The 19,277-nt window shown below is 66.6% G+C and carries 21 protein-coding genes; 8 read left to right on the forward strand and 13 right to left on the reverse strand.

Features of this window, described 5'->3' with window-relative positions; all coding sequences use genetic code 11:
* Nucleotides 1–200: 200 nt before the first annotated feature.
* Genes ACGFK1_RS26565 through ACGFK1_RS26575 form a run of 3 tightly spaced genes read left to right on the forward strand, consistent with a single transcriptional unit; the run spans nucleotide 201 to nucleotide 4,035 of the window.
* Nucleotides 201–3,107: an MMPL family transporter gene (locus ACGFK1_RS26565; protein ID WP_393436561.1), complete on the forward strand. Its 2,907-nt coding sequence runs from the start codon at nucleotides 201–203 to the stop codon at nucleotides 3,105–3,107.
* Entirely contained in the window at nucleotides 3,104–3,625 is a 522-nt protein-coding gene (locus ACGFK1_RS26570; RefSeq protein WP_393436564.1) for an XRE family transcriptional regulator, read from the forward strand. Before ACGFK1_RS26565 ends, ACGFK1_RS26570 begins: the two co-directional genes overlap by 4 nt.
* A 2-nt stretch (nucleotides 3,626–3,627) precedes the next feature.
* Nucleotides 3,628–4,035 (forward strand): CoA-binding protein, encoded by a 408-nt coding sequence (locus ACGFK1_RS26575; RefSeq protein WP_393436567.1) that lies wholly within the window; start codon nucleotides 3,628–3,630, stop codon nucleotides 4,033–4,035.
* Here ACGFK1_RS26575 and ACGFK1_RS26580 read toward each other — a convergent pair.
* Together ACGFK1_RS26580 and ACGFK1_RS26585 are read right to left on the reverse strand one after the other, a co-directional pair.
* Nucleotides 4,032–4,721 (reverse strand): hypothetical protein, encoded by a 690-nt coding sequence (locus ACGFK1_RS26580; RefSeq protein ID WP_393436570.1) that lies wholly within the window; start codon nucleotides 4,719–4,721, stop codon nucleotides 4,032–4,034. The genes ACGFK1_RS26575 and ACGFK1_RS26580 overlap by 4 nt on opposite strands.
* Nucleotides 4,718–5,314, reverse strand: coding sequence for a hypothetical protein (locus ACGFK1_RS26585; RefSeq protein ID WP_393436572.1), 597 nt, complete (start codon nucleotides 5,312–5,314; stop codon nucleotides 4,718–4,720). Before ACGFK1_RS26585 ends, ACGFK1_RS26580 begins: the two co-directional genes overlap by 4 nt.
* Before the next feature lie 122 nt (nucleotides 5,315–5,436).
* On the opposite strand from ACGFK1_RS26585, the gene ACGFK1_RS26590 reads away from it, so the two are divergent.
* A complete protein-coding gene (locus ACGFK1_RS26590; protein WP_393436575.1) occupies nucleotides 5,437–7,422 on the forward strand; it encodes a M13 family metallopeptidase in 1,986 nt (661 codons plus the stop codon).
* A gap of 52 nt (nucleotides 7,423–7,474) precedes the next feature.
* Here the strand turns inward: ACGFK1_RS26590 and ACGFK1_RS26595 are convergent, their stop codons facing one another.
* Both ACGFK1_RS26595 and ACGFK1_RS26600 read right to left on the reverse strand, forming a co-directional pair.
* Nucleotides 7,475–8,509, reverse strand: a complete 1,035-nt coding sequence (locus tag ACGFK1_RS26595; RefSeq protein ID WP_393436578.1) for a L,D-transpeptidase family protein — start codon at nucleotides 8,507–8,509, stop codon at nucleotides 7,475–7,477.
* Between the two features lie 145 nt (nucleotides 8,510–8,654).
* Nucleotides 8,655–9,884, reverse strand: coding sequence for an MFS transporter (locus tag ACGFK1_RS26600; protein ID WP_393436581.1), 1,230 nt, complete (start codon nucleotides 9,882–9,884; stop codon nucleotides 8,655–8,657).
* Between the two features lie 96 nt (nucleotides 9,885–9,980).
* Between ACGFK1_RS26600 and ACGFK1_RS26605 the strand changes: the two genes are divergently transcribed.
* Both ACGFK1_RS26605 and ACGFK1_RS26610 read left to right on the forward strand, forming a co-directional pair.
* Nucleotides 9,981–10,370 carry a PPOX class F420-dependent oxidoreductase gene (locus tag ACGFK1_RS26605; protein ID WP_393436584.1) on the forward strand — a complete coding sequence of 130 codons (390 nt, stop codon included), beginning with the start codon at nucleotides 9,981–9,983 and terminating at the stop codon, nucleotides 10,368–10,370.
* Nucleotides 10,367–10,657, forward strand: a complete 291-nt coding sequence (locus ACGFK1_RS26610) for an MTH1187 family thiamine-binding protein (protein WP_393436586.1) — start codon at nucleotides 10,367–10,369, stop codon at nucleotides 10,655–10,657. The genes ACGFK1_RS26605 and ACGFK1_RS26610 overlap by 4 nt, the downstream gene beginning before the upstream one ends.
* Here the strand turns inward: ACGFK1_RS26610 and ACGFK1_RS26615 are convergent.
* Complete coding sequence (locus tag ACGFK1_RS26615; RefSeq protein ID WP_393436588.1) at nucleotides 10,654–10,944, reverse strand: metal-sensitive transcriptional regulator; 291 nt, start codon at nucleotides 10,942–10,944, stop codon at nucleotides 10,654–10,656. The genes ACGFK1_RS26610 and ACGFK1_RS26615 overlap by 4 nt on opposite strands.
* Nucleotide 10,945: 1 nt before the next feature.
* Entirely contained in the window at nucleotides 10,946–11,539 is a 594-nt protein-coding gene (locus ACGFK1_RS26620; protein WP_393436590.1) for a DUF305 domain-containing protein, read from the reverse strand.
* A gap of 73 nt (nucleotides 11,540–11,612) precedes the next feature.
* Between ACGFK1_RS26620 and ilvD the strand changes: the two genes are divergently transcribed.
* Nucleotides 11,613–13,310 carry a dihydroxy-acid dehydratase gene (gene ilvD, locus ACGFK1_RS26625; protein ID WP_393436593.1) on the forward strand — a complete coding sequence of 566 codons (1,698 nt, stop codon included), beginning with the start codon at nucleotides 11,613–11,615 and terminating at the stop codon, nucleotides 13,308–13,310.
* A gap of 1 nt (nucleotide 13,311) precedes the next feature.
* Here the strand turns inward: ilvD and ACGFK1_RS26630 are convergent, their stop codons facing one another.
* From ACGFK1_RS26630 to ACGFK1_RS26660, 7 genes are all read right to left on the reverse strand, one after another.
* Nucleotides 13,312–13,701: an SRPBCC family protein gene (locus ACGFK1_RS26630; RefSeq protein ID WP_393436595.1), complete on the reverse strand. Its 390-nt coding sequence runs from the start codon at nucleotides 13,699–13,701 to the stop codon at nucleotides 13,312–13,314.
* Between the two features lie 82 nt (nucleotides 13,702–13,783).
* Entirely contained in the window at nucleotides 13,784–14,287 is a 504-nt protein-coding gene (locus tag ACGFK1_RS26635; RefSeq protein WP_393436597.1) for a hypothetical protein, read from the reverse strand.
* Nucleotides 14,288–14,340: 53 nt separating this feature from the next.
* Entirely contained in the window at nucleotides 14,341–15,003 is a 663-nt protein-coding gene (locus ACGFK1_RS26640; protein ID WP_393436599.1) for an O-methyltransferase, read from the reverse strand.
* Between the two features lie 10 nt (nucleotides 15,004–15,013).
* Nucleotides 15,014–15,490: a TIGR04338 family metallohydrolase gene (locus ACGFK1_RS26645; protein WP_393436602.1), complete on the reverse strand. Its 477-nt coding sequence runs from the start codon at nucleotides 15,488–15,490 to the stop codon at nucleotides 15,014–15,016.
* Nucleotides 15,487–16,236 (reverse strand): DUF2786 domain-containing protein, encoded by a 750-nt coding sequence (locus tag ACGFK1_RS26650; RefSeq protein ID WP_393436605.1) that lies wholly within the window; start codon nucleotides 16,234–16,236, stop codon nucleotides 15,487–15,489. The genes ACGFK1_RS26645 and ACGFK1_RS26650 overlap by 4 nt, the downstream gene beginning before the upstream one ends.
* 50 nt (nucleotides 16,237–16,286) lie before the next feature.
* Nucleotides 16,287–17,273, reverse strand: coding sequence for a hypothetical protein (locus ACGFK1_RS26655; RefSeq protein WP_393436607.1), 987 nt, complete (start codon nucleotides 17,271–17,273; stop codon nucleotides 16,287–16,289).
* A complete protein-coding gene (locus ACGFK1_RS26660) occupies nucleotides 17,270–18,109 on the reverse strand; it encodes an alpha/beta hydrolase (protein WP_393436610.1) in 840 nt (279 codons plus the stop codon). The genes ACGFK1_RS26655 and ACGFK1_RS26660 overlap by 4 nt, the downstream gene beginning before the upstream one ends.
* A gap of 30 nt (nucleotides 18,110–18,139) precedes the next feature.
* On the opposite strand from ACGFK1_RS26660, the gene ACGFK1_RS26665 reads away from it, so the two are divergent.
* On the forward strand, nucleotides 18,140–19,141 hold the full coding sequence (locus ACGFK1_RS26665) for a sigma-70 family RNA polymerase sigma factor (RefSeq protein WP_393436613.1): 1,002 nt from the start codon (nucleotides 18,140–18,142) through the stop codon (nucleotides 19,139–19,141).
* Nucleotides 19,142–19,277: the final 136 nt, after the last annotated feature.

The following is a 19,277-nucleotide window of genomic DNA, read 5'->3' on the forward strand; positions in this document are numbered from 1 at the left end:
CGGCAGCCAACCCAGCGCAGGAACGCGCAGGTGAACATCAGGAAATAGGCAGCCTGACGTAACACTGGGCGGGCGAATCACGAGAAGTGGGTTAGAGCTGCTTAAGGCGTTGCTCAGGGCCGATCACCCTACCCGACGCTGATATAGGCTCAGCTACGCAACGCCGGGCAGAAAGCGGGGAGTTCGCCATACAGCAGTTCATGATGCGCTTGAGCGGGAACCTGCGCAGATATCGCTGGGCGGTGTTCGCTGTTTGGCTGCTTCTCTTGGTGCCCTCGGTCTACTTGGCGCTCAACCAGTCCGGCAATCTCACCGGCGGCGGCTTCGAGGTCGAGGGCTCCCAGTCGCTGCATGTGCAGCGCGAACTCGAGCAGCATTTCCCCGATCAGGGTGCCTCCCCGCTGGCCTTGGTCGCCGCACCACGTGCGGATGCCTCCTTCGACGACATGACCGCGGCGGTGGCTCAACTCGAACGGATCGCCGCCGAGGTGCCCAGCGTCAGGGTGATGCCGAACCCTCAACAGCCTCCGCCGCAGCCCGACCGGCCCTACGTCGTCACCCTGCAGCCTGACTTCAACAACACCGGCGTCGTCGACGTCGCCAAACAACTGCGGCAGAAGGTCGGCATTGACGGCGACCAGCCCGGCGAGACCGCGGACGGCAAGGTCAAGCTGTACGTCATCGGTCAGGGCGCACTCGGTGCGGCCGCGACGCTGGCCACCAAGCACGACATCGCGCAGGCCGAGCAGTGGAACCTTCCGATCGTGCTGATTGTTCTGCTCGCGGTGTTCGGCTCACTGGCCGCCGCCGCGATGCCGCTGGTCCTTGGCATCTGCACGGTCGTGGTGACGATGGGACTGGTCTATCTGCTGTCGATGTACACCACGATGTCGGTGTTCGTGACGTCGACGGTGTCGATGTTCGGCATCGCACTGGCCATCGACTATTCACTGTTCATTCTCATGCGGTTCCGCGAGGAACTGCGCGCGGGCCGGGATCCGCAGCAGGCCGCCGACGCGGCGATGGCCACGTCCGGTCTTGCGGTGGTGCTGTCGGGCCTGACGGTGATCGCGTCGGTCACCGGGATCTATCTGATCAACACTCCGGTGCTGCAGTCGATGGCCACCGGCGCGATCCTCGCGGTGGCGATCGCGGTGTTGACGTCGACGACGCTGACGCCCGCCGTGCTCGCCACCTTCGGCCGGGCGGCTGCCAAGCGGTCGTCGTACCTGCACTTCTCGCGTCGGGTGGAAACCACACAGTCCCGGTTCTGGAGCCGGTGGACCGGATGGGTGATGCGGCGGCCATGGCTGTCGGCGCTGGTGGCGGCGGCGTTCCTGCTGATGCTGGCCACGCCCGCGTTCTCGATGGTGCTCGGCAACAGCATGCAGCGTCAGTTCGACCCGACCCATGAGATCCGCGGCGGCGTCAACGCCGCGGCCCAGGCGTTGGGTCCCGGTGCGCTGGGGCCGGTGCGCGTGCTGGTGACGTTCCCTGACGGCAATGCGGCCTCCGCGGAGGCCAAGCAGCCCGTGATCGACGCGGTGCGGCAGAAGATGGCGCAGGGCCCCAACGTGGTATCGGTGTCGCCGACGGTGTTCGGCGACGACTATCGGCGGGCGCTGCTGTCGGCCGTGCTGTCGGTGGACCCGGAGGACATGGGCGCCCGCGAAACCGTCGACTGGATGCGTAGCCAGCTGCCCAAGACGTCGGGCGTCGATGCCCGCATCGACGTCGGCGGACCGACGGCGCTGATCAAAGACTTCGACGACCGGGTGTCGTCCACGCAGCCGCTGGTGTTCGGGTTCGTCGCGCTGATCGCGTTCGTGATGCTGCTGATCTCGATCCGGTCGGTGTTCCTGGCCTTCAAGGGCGTGCTGATGACGGTGCTGTCGGTGGCCGCCGCCTACGGCAGCCTCGTCGTCGTCTTCCAGTGGGGCTGGCTCCAGGATCTGGGCTTCAAGCCGATCTCGTCGCTGGACAGCACCATCCCGCCGATGGTGCTGGCCATGACGTTCGGCCTGTCGATGGACTACGAGATCTTCCTGTTGACCCGCATCCGCGAGCGGTTCCTGCAAACCAAGAACACCCGCGACGCCGTCGCCTACGGCGTCAGCACCAGCGCCCGCACCATCACCAGCGCCGCGCTGATCATGATCGCGGTGTTCATCGGCTTCGCGTTCGCCGGCATGCCGCTGGTCGCCCAGTTGGGCGTCGCGTGCGCGGTCGCCATCGCCGTCGACGCCACCGTGGTCCGACTGGTGCTGGTGCCCGCGCTGATGGCGATGTTCGACGAATGGAACTGGTGGCTGCCGCATTGGCTGTCGCGCATCTTGCCGTCGGTCGACTTCGAGAAACCGATACCGAAAATCGACCTGCCCGACCTGGTCATCATCCCCGACGACATTTCCTCGCTCGGTCCGACCGGCTCAGATCTACGCATGGTGGTCAAGTCCGCGGCGAAGCTGAAAAACCTTGCCCCCGATACCATTACCGTCGCCGACCCGCTCGCGCTCGGGGTCGCTCCTGCCACCCAGCCACTGCCCGCGATCGTCAACGGACACAACAACGCCCGCCCACACCGCAACGGTCCGAAGAACGGCAAGTCGGGACCGCCCAGCATGCCTGGAGTGCATCCGGTGACCATTTGGCGCGGCAGGCTCTCCGTCGCACTGGACGCCTTGGAGACCGAGGCCGACTTCGAGCGGTCCCCTGTGGCTCGCCGCAGCCCGGTGGAAACCACCAACGTGCAGCTGCCAACGGGCGACCGACTTCAGATTCCCACCGGTGCCGAGACGCTGCGGCTGAAGAGCTACCTGTTGATGTGCCGCAACACCACCAGGGATTTCGCCGAGTTCGCCGAATTGGTCGACTCGATGGAAACTCACACTGCCGCTGTGGTGCTGGCATCCATGGACCGGTACTACTGTGGAGACCGCTCACGGAAACAATGGGTCGCCACCCAGCTGGTACGCCGCCTGGCCGATCCACAACCGTCCGATGAGCACGACGCCAGGATGTCGGGGCCCGAGGCGGAGGCCGATTGGGCCAAGGTCAGGGAGCGCTGCCTATCGGTGGCGGTAGCGATGTTGGAGGAGGCGAGGTGACGTTGGCACCCGATATTCGGGATGCGCGCCGCGACGCGGTCGCCGCACCGAGGCGAGCGGCGGCGCCGACGAACGGCCGCAGGCCGCCGATCGACGATCGACCGGTCGAGTTCTGGCCGACATCCGCGATCCGAGCGGCGTTGGAGACCGACGACCTCACGGTCTGGCAGCGGATCGTCGTGGCGATCAAGCGTGACCCGTACGGCAGGACCGCGCGCCAAGTCGAGGAAGTGCTCGAAACCGCCCGCCCCTACGGTGTTTCCAAGGCCCTGGCCGAGGTGCTGACCCGCACCCGCGAGCATCTCGAGGCCAACGAGCGCGCCGAGGTGAGCCGCCACGTGCAGGGACTGCTGGACCGCTCGGGTCTCGGTCAGGACGAGTTCGCGTCGCGTATCGGCGTGCCCAGCAAGGAGTTCGCGGCGTATGTCGCGGGGACATCATGCCCACCCGCTTCGCTGATGATCCGCATGCGGCGGCTTTCTGACCGGTTCGCGAAGATGCGCGACCAACGCCACTAGGCATGACCCGCACACCGGACATCGAGCAGATCCTGCGCGACACCAGGACGGTCGCGATCGTCGGTGTCTCGGACAATCCGCGACGACCCAGCCATGAGGTGTGGAGCTACCTGAAGTCGGCCAGCGACTACCAGTTGTATTTGGTGAACCCGACGATCTCCGAAGTCGACGGCACCGCAGTCTATCCGTCGCTTGCGGATCTTCCCGTGGTCCCTGACCTCGTCGACGTGTTCCGCCGCCACGAGTTTCTGCCGTCGGTGCTGCAGGACACGATCGACGTCGGTGCGAAAACGCTTTGGCTGCAACAGGGTTTGTGGCACGAACAGGTGGCCCGCGACGGCGAGGCGGCCGGACTGCAGGTGGTCATGGACCGCTGCCTGAAGGTGGACCACGCCCGGTTGCTGCGTTAGCGCGAGTGAATCGGGCTGACGTCGTCGACCAGCCAGCGCCCTTCCGTTTTCGACAGTTGCACGCGAAGCGCGAGCACCGCGGTGTCGTTCGGCTTGCCGGGTGAGCTCTGAGTTGCGCGCAGGATCACGGCGACGCTTGCCGCTTCCGGTCCGATCGCCTCGACGCCCGCCGACACCGTGCTGGCCTGCGCCGAAATGTTCTTGCTCGTCAAATCCTGTGCGACTTTCGCGAACTCGGTTCTGAACGCCTCGGCACTTTTCGACGACATCTTCGCGACGGCCCGGTCGATCGACCCGGTGGGATCCTGCGGCGTGAACGTGGCGGATGCCTCCGACACGCTGCTGGCGATGCCGACCACTTCGGCGGTGTCGTTGTTGAGCGTGCGGTCCTGCACGGTCCACTCCAGATATCCGACCACGACGGCGGCCGCCAGAGCCGCGGTCGCGACCGCGACAGCGGCAAGCCGCAGCCCCGGTCCGTCGTCATCGGTACCAACGGTGACTGAATCACGGCGTGCGAGAAGGATATTCACGACGACGCTCTCGACGATGAGCAGGCAGAGCACCGAACAGACCGCCACCCACCACAGCGGCCATGCCAGCGCGACGCCGATGAAAACCAGTGCGGCGATGGCGGCGAGTGGCGCCAGGATGTCGAAGGCCAGTACGCGCCAGAGGTTTCTCATCGGATCGGCTCCAGCCGCGAGATCAACAGCTTGCCGTCGACGTCGGACACGTCGAGCCTGAGATTCCAGCGCACGGTCTGCGGTTTGTCGGCGCCCGCGTTCTGGCTGATCGACGTCGCCACCACCATCACCGTGTCGGTGCGCGACGCGGCGCCCAGCAGTTCGGGCCGCTGCTGTGGCGGCGGTGCGCCGTTCGGACCGGGCGGCGCGTGGTGGATCGATTCCACCGCCACCGAGTCCACCTGACCGGTCGTCTTCGCTTGCAGTTTCTGCACCAGCGCGCGATAGGGCTGGACGGTGGAGTCGAAGTCGGCGTTGAGCTGGCCGACGGTGCCCTCGTGCAGAGTGTTCAGGTCGGCGTCGACGCTGTCCTTGTTCATGTTGATCAACACGCTGGTCCAGTCGGCGGCCGACTGCATGACCCGGGCCCGGTAGTGCAGTTCGTCGACGTCGCTGCGATGTTGCGTCCAGATCAGGCCTGCCAGCACGACGGCGGCGAGCGCGACGACACCCAAGGCCGCCGACGCGATGCCGAAGCCGGTGAAGACGCGGCCGTCGTCGTCGCGTTCCGGCGTACGTTCGTCGTCGGGCATGCGCGTGAGGGTACCGGTCGTGATTCCGGCGACTGGTTGCCCTGTGCTCGCCGGCACCCGGCCACGGTGGACAGTGACGGCGCTCACGCGGAGCAGTGGAGTGACTCTGGCAGTCTGGTGGGGTGACGGTTGAAGCCATTCGCTCGGGAATCGACCTGAGCCACGTCGACTCCGATGCCCGCCCCCAAGACGACCTGTTCGGTCACGTGAACGGCCGCTGGTTGGCCGAGTACGCCATCCCTGCCGATCGCGCGACGGACGGCGCGTTCCGGTCGCTCTACGACCGCGCCGAGGAACAGGTCCGCGATCTGATCACCGAAGCCGCTGCATCCGGTGCCGCCAACGGCACCGACGAGCAGCGCATCGGCGACCTGTACGCCAGCTTCATGGCCGAGCAGACAGTGGCGAAGCGCGGCCTGCAGCCATTGCTGGACGAGCTGTCCGCGATCGACGCCGCCCAGACGCCCGATGCGCTGGCTGCGGTCATCGGCGCGCTGCAGCGCAGCGGCGTCGGCGGCGGAACAGCGGCGTATGTCGACACCGACGCGAAGGATTCGACGCGCTACCTGGTGCACCTCAGCCAGTCCGGGCTCGGACTGCCCGACGAGTCGTACTACCGCGACGAGCAGCACGCGGAGGTTCTGGCCGCATATCCGAACCACATCGCCAAGATGTTTTCGCTCGTCTACGGCGGCGACCACACCGAGACGGCCGCCCGGATCGTTGCGCTGGAGACCAAGCTGGCGGCCGCGCACTGGGACGTGGTGAAGCGCCGCGACGCCGACCTCACCTACAACCTGAGGACCTTCGCCGATCTGCCTGCCGAGGCGCCGGGATTCGACTGGACCGGCTGGATCGCAGCGATGGGCGCCACCCCGGAGCGGGTTGCGGAAGTCGTTGTGCGACAACCGGATTACCTGACTGCGTTCGCGGCGCAATGGTCCGGCGAGTCGGGCTCAGACCTCGAAGACTGGAAGGACTGGGCGCGCTGGCGGCTCATCCGCGCACGCGCGTCGGTGCTGACCGACGAATTGGTGGCGCAGGACTTCGACTTCTACGGTCGGCTGTTGAGCGGCACCGAGCAGATCCGCGACCGGTGGAAGCGCGCCGTATCGGTCGTCGAGGGCCTGATGGGTGACGCCGTCGGCAAGCTCTACGTTGAACGGCACTTTCCGCCGGACGCCAAGGCGCGCATGGACGAACTCGTCGCGAACCTGCGCGAGGCGTACCGGGTCAGCATCAACGAACTCGAGTGGATGACCCCGGCCACCCGAGACAAGGCGCTGGCCAAGCTCGACAAATTCACCCCGAAGATCGGCTATCCGGCCAAGTGGCGGGACTATTCGCAGTTGGTCATCGAACGCGACGACCTGTACGGCAACTACCGGCGTGGACACGAGATCGAGTCGGACCGCGAACTGGCCAAACTGGGCGGCCCGGTCGACCGTGACGAGTGGTTCATGACACCACAGACGGTCAACGCGTACTACAACCCGGGAATGAACGAAATCGTCTTCCCCGCAGCCATTCTGCAGCCGCCGTTTTTCGACGCCGACGCGGACGACGCCGCCAACTACGGCGGTATCGGGGCGGTGATCGGACACGAGATCGGACACGGTTTCGACGATCAGGGGGCAAAGTACGACGGTGACGGCAACCTCGTCGACTGGTGGACCGACGCGGACAGAGCCGAATTCGGAGCCCGGACAAAGGCTTTGATCGAGCAGTACGAGGAGTACAGGCCGCGCCAGCTCGGCGACGGGCATCACGTGAACGGCGCGTTCACCGTCGGCGAGAACATCGGCGACCTCGGCGGCCTGTCGATCGCGCTGCTGGCCTATCGGTTGTCATTGAAGGGCAAGGAAGCGCCGGTGATCGACGGGCTGACCGGCGAACAGCGGGTGTTCTTCGGCTGGGCCCAGGTGTGGCGCACCAAATCCCGTGACGCCGAGGCCATCAGGCGGCTGGCGATCGACCCGCATTCACCGCCGGAGTTCCGGTGCAATGGTGTGATCCGCAACATGGATGCGTTCTACGACGCGTTCGACGTCAGCGAGTCCGACGCGCTGTACCTGGAACCGCAACGCCGCGTGCGTATCTGGAACTAGCGGACACGAAAAAGCCCCCGACACGGCGGTCGGGGGCTTTTCGCTGCAGCTCTTAGAACATCTGCCAGTCAGACGCACCGTCGGGCTGGTTGTACAGACCCTTCGAGTTCTTGATCACGATCGGATCGCCGCTACCGAAGTTGTCGTAGAACCACTTCGCGTTTTCCGGGCTGATGTTGATGCAGCCGTGGCTGACGTTGCGCTTGCCCTGGTCGGCCACCGACCACGGCGCGCTGTGCACGAAGTTGCCGCTGTTGTCGATCCGGACGGCGAGGTCTACGTCGACTTTGTAGCCGTTGGCTGAATTGACCGGTACTCCGTAGGTCGAAGAGTCCATCACGATGTGCGGGAACTTCTCGAGCACGTAGTAGGTGCCGTTGGGGGTGGTGTGCCCGCCCGCGGACATCCCCATCGACACCGGGATGGTCTTCTCCACCTTGCCGTTTCGCACGACCGTCATCTGATGCGTCGCGTCGTCGACGGTGGCCACCAACTGCTCGGGGACTGTGAAGCTCGACTTGGTGCCGCTGGCGTCGATGTTGACGACGGTGCCCGCGGGCCAGAAGTCCTGCGGTCGCCAGCGCACCTGGGTGTCGCTGGTCCAGTAGAAGCGTCCGGGCACCGGCGGGACCGATGAGATGTGGATCGCCTGCTCGGCCATCGCCCTATCGGCGATCGGTCGCTGGAAGTTGATGTAGATCGGTTTGGCGGCGCCGACCTTGGATCCGTTCGTCGGGTTGAACGTCGGCGGCGCGAACACCGGGTCGCCGACGTACGGCGTCGGGTTCTGGCCCGCCGGCGTGCCCTCGGGGATCACCATCGGCTGGGCGACGGGCGGACCGAACGGATTGAACGGCGCCGACGGGGGGAGCGCCGGAGCAGCAGGCGGTGGGGCCGCAAGCGGATCCGCAGGTGGCGGCGCGAACGGATCCGGCGGCGGAACGGGAGCGGCGGCGGGATCGACCGGCGCCGGGGGCGGAGGAACCTCGGGATCGGCAAGGGCGGACGGATTGCCCAGCACCAGTCCACCGACCAGTCCGGCCGCGATCATCGCGGTGACCAGTCTTCCCCTCATCCGCGTACGCATACGTCACCTCCAGTCACACACAAACTTCGTCCAGTCTCGCACAAGGAAAACACCGGCTACCGCCGCGAAGATGCTGGCCGACCCTGAGCGGACGCCCAGCTCACGCCGCTGACCTGCATAGTCAATCGCGGCCCGGCCGCAAATGTTACTTCCTGCTGATTGCCTGAGGAACATCGAACAGGCCGCGGGTCGCGGTGACACCGGTCAGAGCCACCACCACGAGCGCCGTGGAGCACCCGATCATCAGCGCCAGTCCGGCACGCTCATAGAGCAGCCCACCCACCAACGAACCGGCCATGATGCCGACCTGGAAACCCGCCACGTACAGGCCGGACGCTCCATCTGGATCGTTCGGGGCAGTGCGCATCGCGGCCGCCTGCAGCATCGGCGGCAGCGCGGTGGACGCCGCACCCCACAGCACGACTGCCGACATCCCGGAGACCAGCGCCAGCGAGCCCGCCGAGCGGGCGAACGCCAGCGACGCCAGCACCACGAACGCCGATGCCAAAACGGCGAGGCAGCCCACCACGGAGGCGTGCGGCCACCGGTCGAGGGGACGGGCCATCGCCGCCATCGCGATCAGGCCCGCGATGCCGAACGCCGCCAACAACCAGGCCAGCGTCGGACCCTGTACGCCGACGACGTCACGGATGATCACGACGATGAACGTGTAGGAGATGAAGTGCGCGGTCACGCCCAGCAAGGTCAGCACGGTCAACGTGACCAAACGGCCGTTGCGGTGATGACGCGGGGCGCGAACCGGCCTGGAGTCGTCGCGTGACACCGCCATCGCCGGAAGCGCGATCCATGCCGCGACGGTGACGCCAGCAGCGGCCACCGTCACAACGACAACCGCAACGCGCCACCCCCACAGTTCGCTCATCGCCGCCGTCAACGGGTTGCCCGCGACAAGCGCGAGACCGGTGCCGACGTAGACCGCGGTGGTGGCGCGGCCGGCGTGCGTCGGCGGCACCAACCGGGCGCCGATCGGCGCGATCACCGACCACATCAGTCCGTGGGTCACCGCGCACAGCACCCGACCGCCCACCAACACGGTGAAGTTCGGCGCCAACGCTGAAATCAGTTGCGAGGCAGTCAAACACAGCAGCGTCAGCAGTAACGTGGTGCGCCGAGGCCACCGCGCGGTGAGCCGCACCAGCGGAACCGTGGTCACCGCGGCGACGAGTGCGTAGCTGGCAAGCAAAGTGCCGACCAGCGCCTCACTGACCCGGAGGTCGGCCGCGATCGCCGGCAACGCGCCCACCGGAACCATCTCGGCTGTCACGTAGACGAATGCCGCGGCGGCCAGCACGCCGAGTTGCACGGTGACGCGCGGCGTCCACGTGTGAGTGACTGGTGTGCGGGTATCGGTCATGGCACGAGCAACCACCGTAACGACCGAGGATGGTAATCGCGCCAGAGCGAGTTGTGAGCTGGTAGTGGATTGCCGCTCAACCGAGAGAGGATTGTGATGGTCGAGATCCCCGAGGGGTACGAGACGCTGCTGGAACGTCCGCTGTACGGGCACCTGGCCACGACGCGGCCCGACGGAAATCCCCAGGTGAACCCCATGTGGTTCGACTGGGACGGCGAAGTGGTGCGGTTCACTCACACGTCAAAGCGGCAGAAGTACCGCAACATCGCCGACAACCCGAATGTGGCGATGTCGATCAGTGATCCCGACAATCCGTACCGCTACCTGGAGGTGCGCGGTGTGGTGGAGAAGATCGAACCCGACCCGACCGGCGCGTTCTACATGCACCTCAACGATCGCTACAGCGGGCCCCTGACCGAACCTCCAGCGGACAAGGCCGACCGGGTGATCCTGGTGGTGCGTCCGACCGGGTACAGCAAGCAGTGATCGTCGCATTCAGCGTCAGCCCGACGGGCGGCGACGCGAGCGTCGGCGCGGCGGTGGCCGAGGCGATTCGGGTGGTGCGGGCGTCGGGGCTGCCGAACGAGACCAACGCGATGTTCACCAACATCGAAGGCGAGTGGGACGAGGTGATGGCCGTCGTCAAGCAGGCGGTCGACGTGGTGGCCGCGGTCTCCCCACGGGTCAGTCTGGTGCTCAAGGCCGATATCCGTCCCGGCTACACCGGCCAGTTGACCGCCAAGGTGGCCCGCATCGACGAGGCGCTGGGCTAGGAGCGCACCAACCGAGCGATGGCCGCGGACGCCTCGGCCAGTTTGGCTTCGGCCTCATCGCCGCCTTCGGCGACGGCCTGCGTCACGCAGTGGCCGAGGTGCTCGTCGAGCAATCCGAGGGCCACCGACTGCAGCGCGCTGTTGACGGCGCTGATCTGGGTCAGCACGTCGATGCAGTACTTGTCCTCCTCGATCATCTTTGCGATGCCGCGGACCTGGCCCTCGATTCGGCGCAGCCGCTTGGCGTAATTGTCTTTCTGCTGCGAATAACCGTGTGCGGCAGTCATATCAGCCTCCCAGCATCTGCTTCATCTGGCCGATCTCGGCTTCTTGCGCGGTGACGATCTTCTGCGCCAGGTTCTTGGCGTCCACATTGTCGCCGTTGGCGGTCTCGGCCTTGGCCATTTCGATCGCGCCCTGGTGGTGGCTGATCATCGACTCCAGCCACAGTTTGTCGAACTCCGCGCCGCTGCTCGAGGTCAGCTTGGTCATGGTCGCCTCGTCGACCATGCCGTGCATGGCGGCGCCGTGGCCTCCGTGCCCTGAGCCTGCGTCGGGATTCTCGTTCCACTGCACCAGGAGCACCTTCATGACTTCGATTTCCGGTTGCTGGGCGGCGGAGATCTGCTTGGCCAGTTCGACGAGTCGGCCGTTCGTCGTGCGATCGGGCACCAGCGCCGACAGGTCAACGGCCTGCTGGTGATGCGGAATCATGTTGGTGGCGAACGCGACGTCGTCCGCGTTGAAGCCCGCCGGTTGCCCGGTGATGACGGGCTCATCCGTCTTCCGATGATCGGCGCGCGACTCCGACGTCGAATTGCTGCACGACGTCAGCAACAACGCGGCGGCCAGGGCAACCAACAGACGGATCATCGGTGGCATGCGTCCAGGGTACCCCGTGGGGGTATCGATAACTGGTTTGGCCTCTCGAAACGCCGACGGCATACTGAAAGCCATGCCCTCAGGACCAGACATGAAGCCTAGAAGTCGCGACGTCACCGACGGCCTGGAGAAGGCCGCCGCCCGCGGAATGCTGCGGGCGGTAGGCATGGGTGACGACGACTTCGCCAAGCCGCAGATCGGCGTCGGCTCGTCGTGGAACGAGATCACCCCGTGCAACCTGTCGCTGGACCGGCTGGCCAAGGCGGTCAAGGACGGTGTGCATGCCGCCGGCGGTTACCCGATGGAGTTCGGCACAATCTCGGTGTCCGACGGCATCTCGATGGGCCACGAGGGCATGCATTTCTCGCTGGTGAGCCGCGAGGTGATCGCCGACAGCGTCGAGACGGTCATGCAGGCCGAGCGGCTCGACGGTTCGGTGCTGCTGGCCGGGTGCGACAAGTCGCTTCCCGGCATGCTGATGGCTGCCGCGCGGCTGGACCTGGCTTCGGTGTTCATGTACGCCGGGTCGATCCTGCCCGGCATCGCCAAGCTGTCGGACGGCACCGAGAAGGAAGTGACGATCATCGACGCGTTCGAGGCCGTCGGCGCGTGTGCACGCGGGCTGATGCCACGCGAGGACGTCGATGCGATCGAGCGCGCCATCTGCCCGGGCGAGGGCGCGTGCGGCGGCATGTACACCGCCAACACCATGGCCTCGGCGGCGGAGGCGTTGGGTATGTCGCTGCCCGGGTCGGCCGCCCCACCCGCCACCGACCGCAGGCGTGACGGCTACGCAAGGCGCAGTGGCCAAGCCGTCGTCGAACTACTTCGCCGCGGCATCACCGCGCGCGACATCCTGACCAAGGAGGCGTTCGAGAACGCAATCGCGGTGGTGATGGCGTTCGGCGGCTCCACCAATGCGGTGCTGCATCTGCTGGCGATCGCGCACGAGGCGAACGTGAAGCTGACGTTGGAGGATTTCACCCGCGTCGGCAACAAGGTGCCGCATCTGGCCGACGTCAAACCCTTCGGCAGCCACGTGATGACTGACGTCGACCGGATCGGCGGTGTGCCGGTGGTGATGAAGGCGCTGCTGGATGCCGGCCTGTTGCACGGTGATTGCCTCACCGTCACCGGCCAGACCATGGCGCAGAACCTCGCGCACATCGCCCCGCCCGATCCCGACGGCAAGGTCCTGCGGGCTCTTTCCGAACCGATCCACCCGACCGGCGGCATCACGATCCTGCACGGATCGCTCGCGCCGGAGGGCGCCGTGGTGAAGTCCGCAGGCTTCGACTCTGATGTGTTCGAAGGCACCGCAAGGGTTTTCGAGCGTGAGCGGGCGGCCTTGGATGCGTTGGAAGACGGCACCATCACCGCGGGTGACGTGGTGGTCATCCGCTACGAAGGTCCCAAAGGCGGCCCGGGTATGCGGGAGATGCTGGCGATCACCGGCGCCATCAAGGGCGCGGGCCTCGGCAAGGACGTGCTGCTGATGACCGACGGCCGGTTCTCCGGCGGTACCACTGGGTTGTGCGTGGGCCATATCGCCCCGGAGGCCGTCGACGGCGGGCCGATCGCGTTCCTTGCCGACGGCGACCGCATCCGCCTCGACGTGGCCAAGGGCACGCTCGACGTGCTGGTCGATCCGGCCGAATTCGAGGCCCGCAAGGCCGGTTTCGAACCTCTTCCGCCTCGCTACACCACCGGTGTGCTGGCAAAGTACACGAAGCTGGTGGGGTCGGCGGCGGTGGGCGCGGTCTGCGGCTGAGCTAGCGCGGTTGCCGGACCATCCGCTCGATGCGCTGCAACGCGATGCCGAGCACCGGCAGATAGCCGGGCGCCCACAACGGTGCGCTCATCCAGGCCAGGCAACCGCCGTCGCGCGGATCGACACCGTGCCGGGTGGCGTTGATGCCCGCGACCTTCCACGACCAGCGCCTGCCCGCGTCGAACTCGGTGATCTCGAACGGCACCGGTACACCGACGGGAGTCCAGATCGTGCCGCGCGCGCCGAGTCGCAGGGGTCCCGGTCCGTCGAGTTGCGCGCCCATGACCGTCGGGCCCCACCGCGGCCACGCCGTCAGATCGGTGAGTACATCCCACACCGCGGCGGCAGGTACGGCGATCTCACGCTCGACCGTCGGCATCCGGTTTCTCATGGAGATCTTCATTGCCCGACGAGGTGCCCACGCGGGGGCGGGTTCAAACGCCGGAGCTCACTGCAGCGCCTTGGCGATAGCGTCAATCCCTGGGGTTCAGCGCTATCGGCAACCAATGCGTGCCTGGTCCCTCCCCTGGGCAGCCAGCCCCTTCGATGACGAGGGTCCGCTCCCCGGAGAAGCTGCCGTCAGGGTTCGGGATCCAGTAGTCCGACCGTTGCGCGTTCACGGCGCTACCGGGGTCGTTGCGATCACAGAAATACGGATACTCACCGCTTGTCTCCCAGCGGTCGTTGTTCCATCTGTATTCGTAAGCCAGCGGCGCGCCCGGATTGCGGGCATGGTCGTCCTTGTTGTCCATGCGCGCGAGGCAACCGTTCACGTCGCAGCCAGTGGTGAATTCGACAGGCACAGTTATGGGATTCATCGGAGTCGGCGTCCCGTTGAACGTCTGCTTCGAGAAGTCGATGAACAAGTCGTACCACCCGTACAGCGGCGGTGGCTCAGCCCGGTCCGCATGGGCGATCGGCGATCCGAGTACCGCGGCACATGCCACAATGACGCCAAGCGGCAAACTGTTCGACATCTGCCTGGCTTAACACACTCGATCGGTCGCTCGATGGTGAAACGACAAACGGGTCACTTCACCACGGCGACCGCGAAGCCGTCCCAGCCCTTGGCTCCGACAGTCTGGATGGCTGCCGCTTCCAGCCTGGGATGTGCGCCCATCATGTCGAGCACGTCGCGCACCGCGCGGGCCTGGAGGTCGTCGGGCGCGGGGTCCAGGACACGGCCGAAGCGAGCGATGTTGTCCACCACGATGATTGAGCCCGGTGCGCCGAGTTTGATCGCCCACTCGAGGTAACCGACGTTGTTCTCCTTGTCGGCGTCGATGAAGATCAGGTCGAACGGTTCGCCACGGTCGGCCAGCGTGGGCAGCGTGTCCAGCGCCGCGCCGACGATCACCTGCACCCTGTCGCCGACCTGCGCGTGCGCCAGGTTCTTTCGCGCCACCTCGGCGTGCCTGGGGTTGAACTCGAGGGTGACGACGTGACCGTCGGGGCCGACAGCGCGGGCGAGTTGGATGGTGCTGTAGCCGGCCAGTGTGCCGATCTCGAGCACGCGTGTGGCCCGCATCGCGGTCGCGAGGAGAAACAGCAGCTTTCCGTGTTGTGCGGACACCTCGATCGCGGGCATGCCGGCGGCGTCACCCGCTTCTCGCGCCGCTCGCAGGGCGCCGTCCTCGGTTCCCAACACGCGGGTGAACAGTTCGTCGAGCGCCTTCGGATCCGGCTCAGCCATCCGACAAACGCTACCGGACACCCTCTTTGGCGTAGACCACCCGCAGAACATGCGCGACTTCAGGCCCCATCACGGCCGCGGCGAGGTCGCAGAACGTCGCGACGAATTCCGGGCCGTGCGGTGGCTCCGCGTCGCAGAGGTGGTGCGCAATCTCATGCAGCACCACCAGTTCGCGCAGCGCCCACGTCGAGCGTCGATCCGGCACCGCGATCATCGCGCCGTCCTCGGAATGTTCGTAATGAGCCGCGGTGGCGCCGCGACGGGGCCGCACGGTCAACGGGCGCTGCGCGCCGACGTGCGCCAGCACCTCGTCGACGTAGCGCTGCACCGCGGCCACCGTTGCGAATCGCCCCTCGGGCGGCAACGTCAACTGCGTGCCGAAGAACTCGACGACGCGGTTGCCGCGCTCAGCCGCGCGATCGAACAGTGTCCTGACGAATTCCTCAGCGGCGTAGACCTTTGCCCGCTGCGTGTCGCGTGCCGTCACTTCTCCAATGCGGATCGCGCCCCCGCCAATTCCGGGCTGCCACCGAGCCGCGCCCTGCGGCCGGCCCGATCCCCCGCGCGTCGGGCGGCTGACGAGTAGCCTGCCGTCGCGCTGGTGGCCCGCCAGGTGCCGCGCGCTTGAGAGGTCTCGCGGTAGAAGTCCTTGAGCTCGATGTCCTTGTTGCGCAACGCGATTGCGGTACCTGGACGGCTGCTGCGACCCTTGGTGGCTTCGCGCTGGGCCTGCTCACGCGCCTCCACCAGACGTTGGCCGATGCGGGCGCCGAATGCCAACTGGAAGTTGATCCGCGCGGTGATGGTCGGGGTCGGCCGGTGAGCGCCCGACGAGATGTAGGCCTCGGATGCGCGCACCATCTGCATGACCAGGCTGGCGTAGAGCGCATGACTGGCGTCGATGTCCTCGGCGAAGCCGTACGCGTAGACGAAGGTCGAGTTCGACGCGACGTCACACTTCACGTCGTTGGCGTGGGCGATCACCGTGAAAAGCTGCACGTAGGTGCGTAGGCCGCGGGCGCCTGCGTTGCCGATGGTGATGGTGCGCTGCACCGGCGTCTGCGCCTTGGTGCGCTGATCGGAGTGTGCGCGTGCGACAGCGAGATCGATCGACGTCGCCGTGGCCAACCGCTGCGCGGCGGCCATGAACGCGTCGGCCTCGTGCCGGTTGTCGGTCCCCTCGGCCTGGCGGAGCAGCGCGGCGATCCGTGCCAGCATCTTGTCGTCACTCATGCGCGATCTGTTTCACTTCTCGCTCGGCAAGTCATGGCACCAAACTATTGCTACTTGCTGACAAACACATCCAGCGCGCCGACCACCTGTGGAGAAAGTGGCCCCGGTTTGGTCAGGTTGGCGACGCTGTCGCTGGGGTCGTCCCGCAGCACGTGGTTGACGCCCTGCAGTTGGACCTCGGTGAGCGCGGTGTGCTTGAGCACGTCGATCAGCGGCTGCTCGGCGTCGCACTTGGCTTGGCTGTCGGTGTCCGAACACGTCAACAGCACCGGGGTGCCGGCCGGGATCTTCGCGGCCAACGCCAGCGGATCGATCTTGTCGGTCTCGACGACGGCCCTCACGTTGCCCGCGTTGACAATGGCGCCCAGCCCCTCGGGCAGCTTGTCGGGCACGGTGCCCTTGGTCCGGATCTCGTCGACGGCGGCCAACCATGTCGCGAGGGTCTGCGCGCTGGCGTCGCCACGCACCCGGTTGGTGATGATGTCGAGGTAGCGGCCCGGTAACGGCTGAAACAGTGCCAGCGAGTGGATCTTTGGCGCACCCGGCGTGGTGTCGTCGGCGAGCGTCATCGCGTGGATGGCGCCCTCGCCGAGTCCGTAAACCGACAGGTGCTCTTTGTCGGTGCCGGGTTGATCGGCGAGATAACGGGCCGCCGCCACGGCGCCCTTGGTGTACACCGCGCTGACGACATCGTTGGGGCGGCCTTGGTATGGGCCGAGGCCGGTCTTGCCGGTGCCGACCTTGTCGTAGCGCAGGCTGGCGACGCCGTGGTCGGAAAGCAGTTCGGCGAGTTGTCTCATGTTGCCGATGGGCCCGACGACGGCGTTGTCGCCGTTGCGGTCGGTCGGACCGCTTTCGGAGATCAGCAGCACCGCCGGTGCGGACCCGCCGCCCTGTTGGTGCCGGTAGGTGCCGTGGATGGTCAGTCCGTCGGCCACCTCGAAGGTGACATCGTCGTCGACCCAGGGGTGCTCATCGGACGAGCAGCCTGCCAAAACCAGCACGAGCGAAACGACAAGAACCAGAAGGCCTTTCAAAGGCGGACCTCGATCCAGGAGGTGACATCGTCGAGCACCACGGCGCGTTCGGGCTCATTGAACACCTCGTGGTACAGCTCGGGATAGACCTTCAGGTGTACGTCAGCCGAGCCGACGCATTCGACCAGTCGCTTGCTGCCCTCCACGGGAATCAGTTTGTCCTGCTCGCCGTGCACGACCAGCAGTGGCGCGGTCAGCGCACCGGCCCGCTGCGGCATCGTTTCGCCGACCCCGATCAATGCCCTTCCAATCCCGGCGGGCAGCTTGCCGTGGTGGACCATGGGGTCGGCGTTGTAGGCGGCCACCACCTCGGGATCACGCGACACCGCGTCGGTGGGCAGCTGCTCGACGGGCAGACCGGGCGCGATCCTGCCGAGCAGCTTGGCGGCGAACACCATCACCGGTGACACCGCATCGGACGCGTCGACTGCCGGACCGGACAGCACCATCGCGGCATAGTCCTGCGGGTGCTCGACGCCGTACGCGAACACGATGCCGCCACCCATGCTGTGACCGAGCACGATGCGCTTGAGCCCGGGGTGATCGGCGGCCGCGATGCCGACGAGGGTGTGGAAGTCGGCGGTGTACTCGGACATGTCGCGGAGGTACACCCGCTTGCCGCCGGATCGGCCGTGGCCGCGGTGGTCGAGTGCGTAGGTGAGGAGGCCGGGTTCGCCGAACCGCTGCGCGACATGGTCGTAACGGCGGGCGTGTTCGGCGTAGCCGTGGGCCAGCACGACGACCCCGGTCGGTTCGACGTCCGGCGTCCATACGTCGTAGACGATGCGCACGCCGCCGACGCCGTCGAAGCTGCGTTCTTTGCGGGTAGTGGCCATCAGGGGAGAGTAGCGAGTGGTTGGCTGCCCTTGTCGGTGCGGCTGCGTAAGCTCGGCGAGGTGACCGTCCTCGCGCGCGACACCGATGACGAGTTCCTGCTCAAGGCTGAGCCGCACCGGCGTGAGTTGCTCGCGCACTGCTACCGGATGACGGGCTCGCTGCACGACGCCGAAGACCTGGTGCAGGAGACGTACCTGCGCGCATGGAAGGCGTACGGCGGATTCAAGGGCCAGTCGTCGCTGCGGACCTGGCTGTACCGGATCGCCACCAACACGTGCCTGACGGCGCTGGACTCCCGGCAGCGCCGGCCGCTGCCCACGGGGCTCGGCCAGCCGAGTTCGGATGCGACCGCAGAGCTGACCGAACGCGCCGAGGTGCCGTGGCTGGAGCCGTTGCCGGACGACGCATCTGACCCGTCGACGATCGTGGGTTCGCGGGAGTCGGTGCGGCTGGCGTTCGTGGCGGCGCTGCAGCATTTGTCGCCGCGGCAGCGGGCGGTGCTGGTGCTGCGCGACGTGTTGCAGTGGCGGGCCGCCGAGGTGGCTGATGCCATCGGCACATCGACGGCCGCGGTGAACAGCCTGCTGCAACGGGCCAGGGCTCAGCTCGACCAGGTCGGGCCCAGCGAGGACGACCAGATCGCCGAGCCGGATTCGCCGGAGACCAGGGACTTGCTCGACCGCTACATCGCGGCGTTCGAGGCCTATGACATCGACGAGCTGGTCAAGATGTTCACCGACGACGCGATCTGGGAGATGCCTCCGTTCGACGGCTGGTATCAGGGGCCGGAACAGATCGTCACGCTGACGCGCGTGCACTGCCCCGCCCAGGGTCCCGGCGATATGCGGTTCCTCCGGACGACGGCCAATGGTCAACCGGCGGCCGCGCTGTACATGCTGAACCGGGACAGCGGCGAGCACGAGGCGTTCCAGTTGCATGTGCTCGACGTGAAGCCTGGCGGGGTGTCGCATGTGGTGGCGTTCCTCGACACCGCGTTGTTCGAGAAGTTCGACTTGCCGGCGTCGTTGTAGCCTCCTAGGCACCGAGTGGCCACTTATTCCACGCGATCGACCGGCGGTTTCTAGCGCTGGGTGCAACAGCTTCTTGTTGAGGGGTTGTCATGAGGGTTCCGCGTTATCCGTTTGTGGGTCGTCGGTTCTGGGAGTT

The organism is Mycobacterium sp. NPDC048908 (assembly GCF_043197955.1).
In the GTDB taxonomy this organism is placed as follows: domain Bacteria; phylum Actinomycetota; class Actinomycetes; order Mycobacteriales; family Mycobacteriaceae; genus Mycobacterium.

Coding starts and splice junctions, on each gene's coding strand:
- ACGFK1_RS26635 (WP_393436597.1), bottom strand. CDS start 14,287: ATGTCGAACAGTTTGCCGCTTGGCGTCATTGTGGCATGTGCCGCGGTA.
- ACGFK1_RS26595 (WP_393436578.1), bottom strand. CDS start 8,509: ATGCGTACGCGGATGAGGGGAAGACTGGTCACCGCGATGATCGCGGCC.
- ACGFK1_RS26660 (WP_393436610.1), bottom strand. CDS start 18,109: ATGGCCACTACCCGCAAAGAACGCAGCTTCGACGGCGTCGGCGGCGTG.
- ACGFK1_RS26585 (WP_393436572.1), bottom strand. CDS start 5,314: ATGCCCGACGACGAACGTACGCCGGAACGCGACGACGACGGCCGCGTC.
- ACGFK1_RS26650 (WP_393436605.1), bottom strand. CDS start 16,236: ATGAGTGACGACAAGATGCTGGCACGGATCGCCGCGCTGCTCCGCCAG.
- ACGFK1_RS26575 (WP_393436567.1), top strand. CDS start 3,628: ATGACCCGCACACCGGACATCGAGCAGATCCTGCGCGACACCAGGACG.
- ACGFK1_RS26615 (WP_393436588.1), bottom strand. CDS start 10,944: ATGACTGCCGCACACGGTTATTCGCAGCAGAAAGACAATTACGCCAAG.
- ACGFK1_RS26630 (WP_393436595.1), bottom strand. CDS start 13,701: ATGAGAAACCGGATGCCGACGGTCGAGCGTGAGATCGCCGTACCTGCC.
- ACGFK1_RS26605 (WP_393436584.1), top strand. CDS start 9,981: ATGGTCGAGATCCCCGAGGGGTACGAGACGCTGCTGGAACGTCCGCTG.
- ACGFK1_RS26640 (WP_393436599.1), bottom strand. CDS start 15,003: ATGGCTGAGCCGGATCCGAAGGCGCTCGACGAACTGTTCACCCGCGTG.
- ilvD (WP_393436593.1), top strand. CDS start 11,613: ATGCCCTCAGGACCAGACATGAAGCCTAGAAGTCGCGACGTCACCGAC.
- ACGFK1_RS26620 (WP_393436590.1), bottom strand. CDS start 11,539: ATGCCACCGATGATCCGTCTGTTGGTTGCCCTGGCCGCCGCGTTGTTG.
- ACGFK1_RS26565 (WP_393436561.1), top strand. CDS start 201: ATGATGCGCTTGAGCGGGAACCTGCGCAGATATCGCTGGGCGGTGTTC.
- ACGFK1_RS26600 (WP_393436581.1), bottom strand. CDS start 9,884: ATGACCGATACCCGCACACCAGTCACTCACACGTGGACGCCGCGCGTC.
- ACGFK1_RS26580 (WP_393436570.1), bottom strand. CDS start 4,721: ATGAGAAACCTCTGGCGCGTACTGGCCTTCGACATCCTGGCGCCACTC.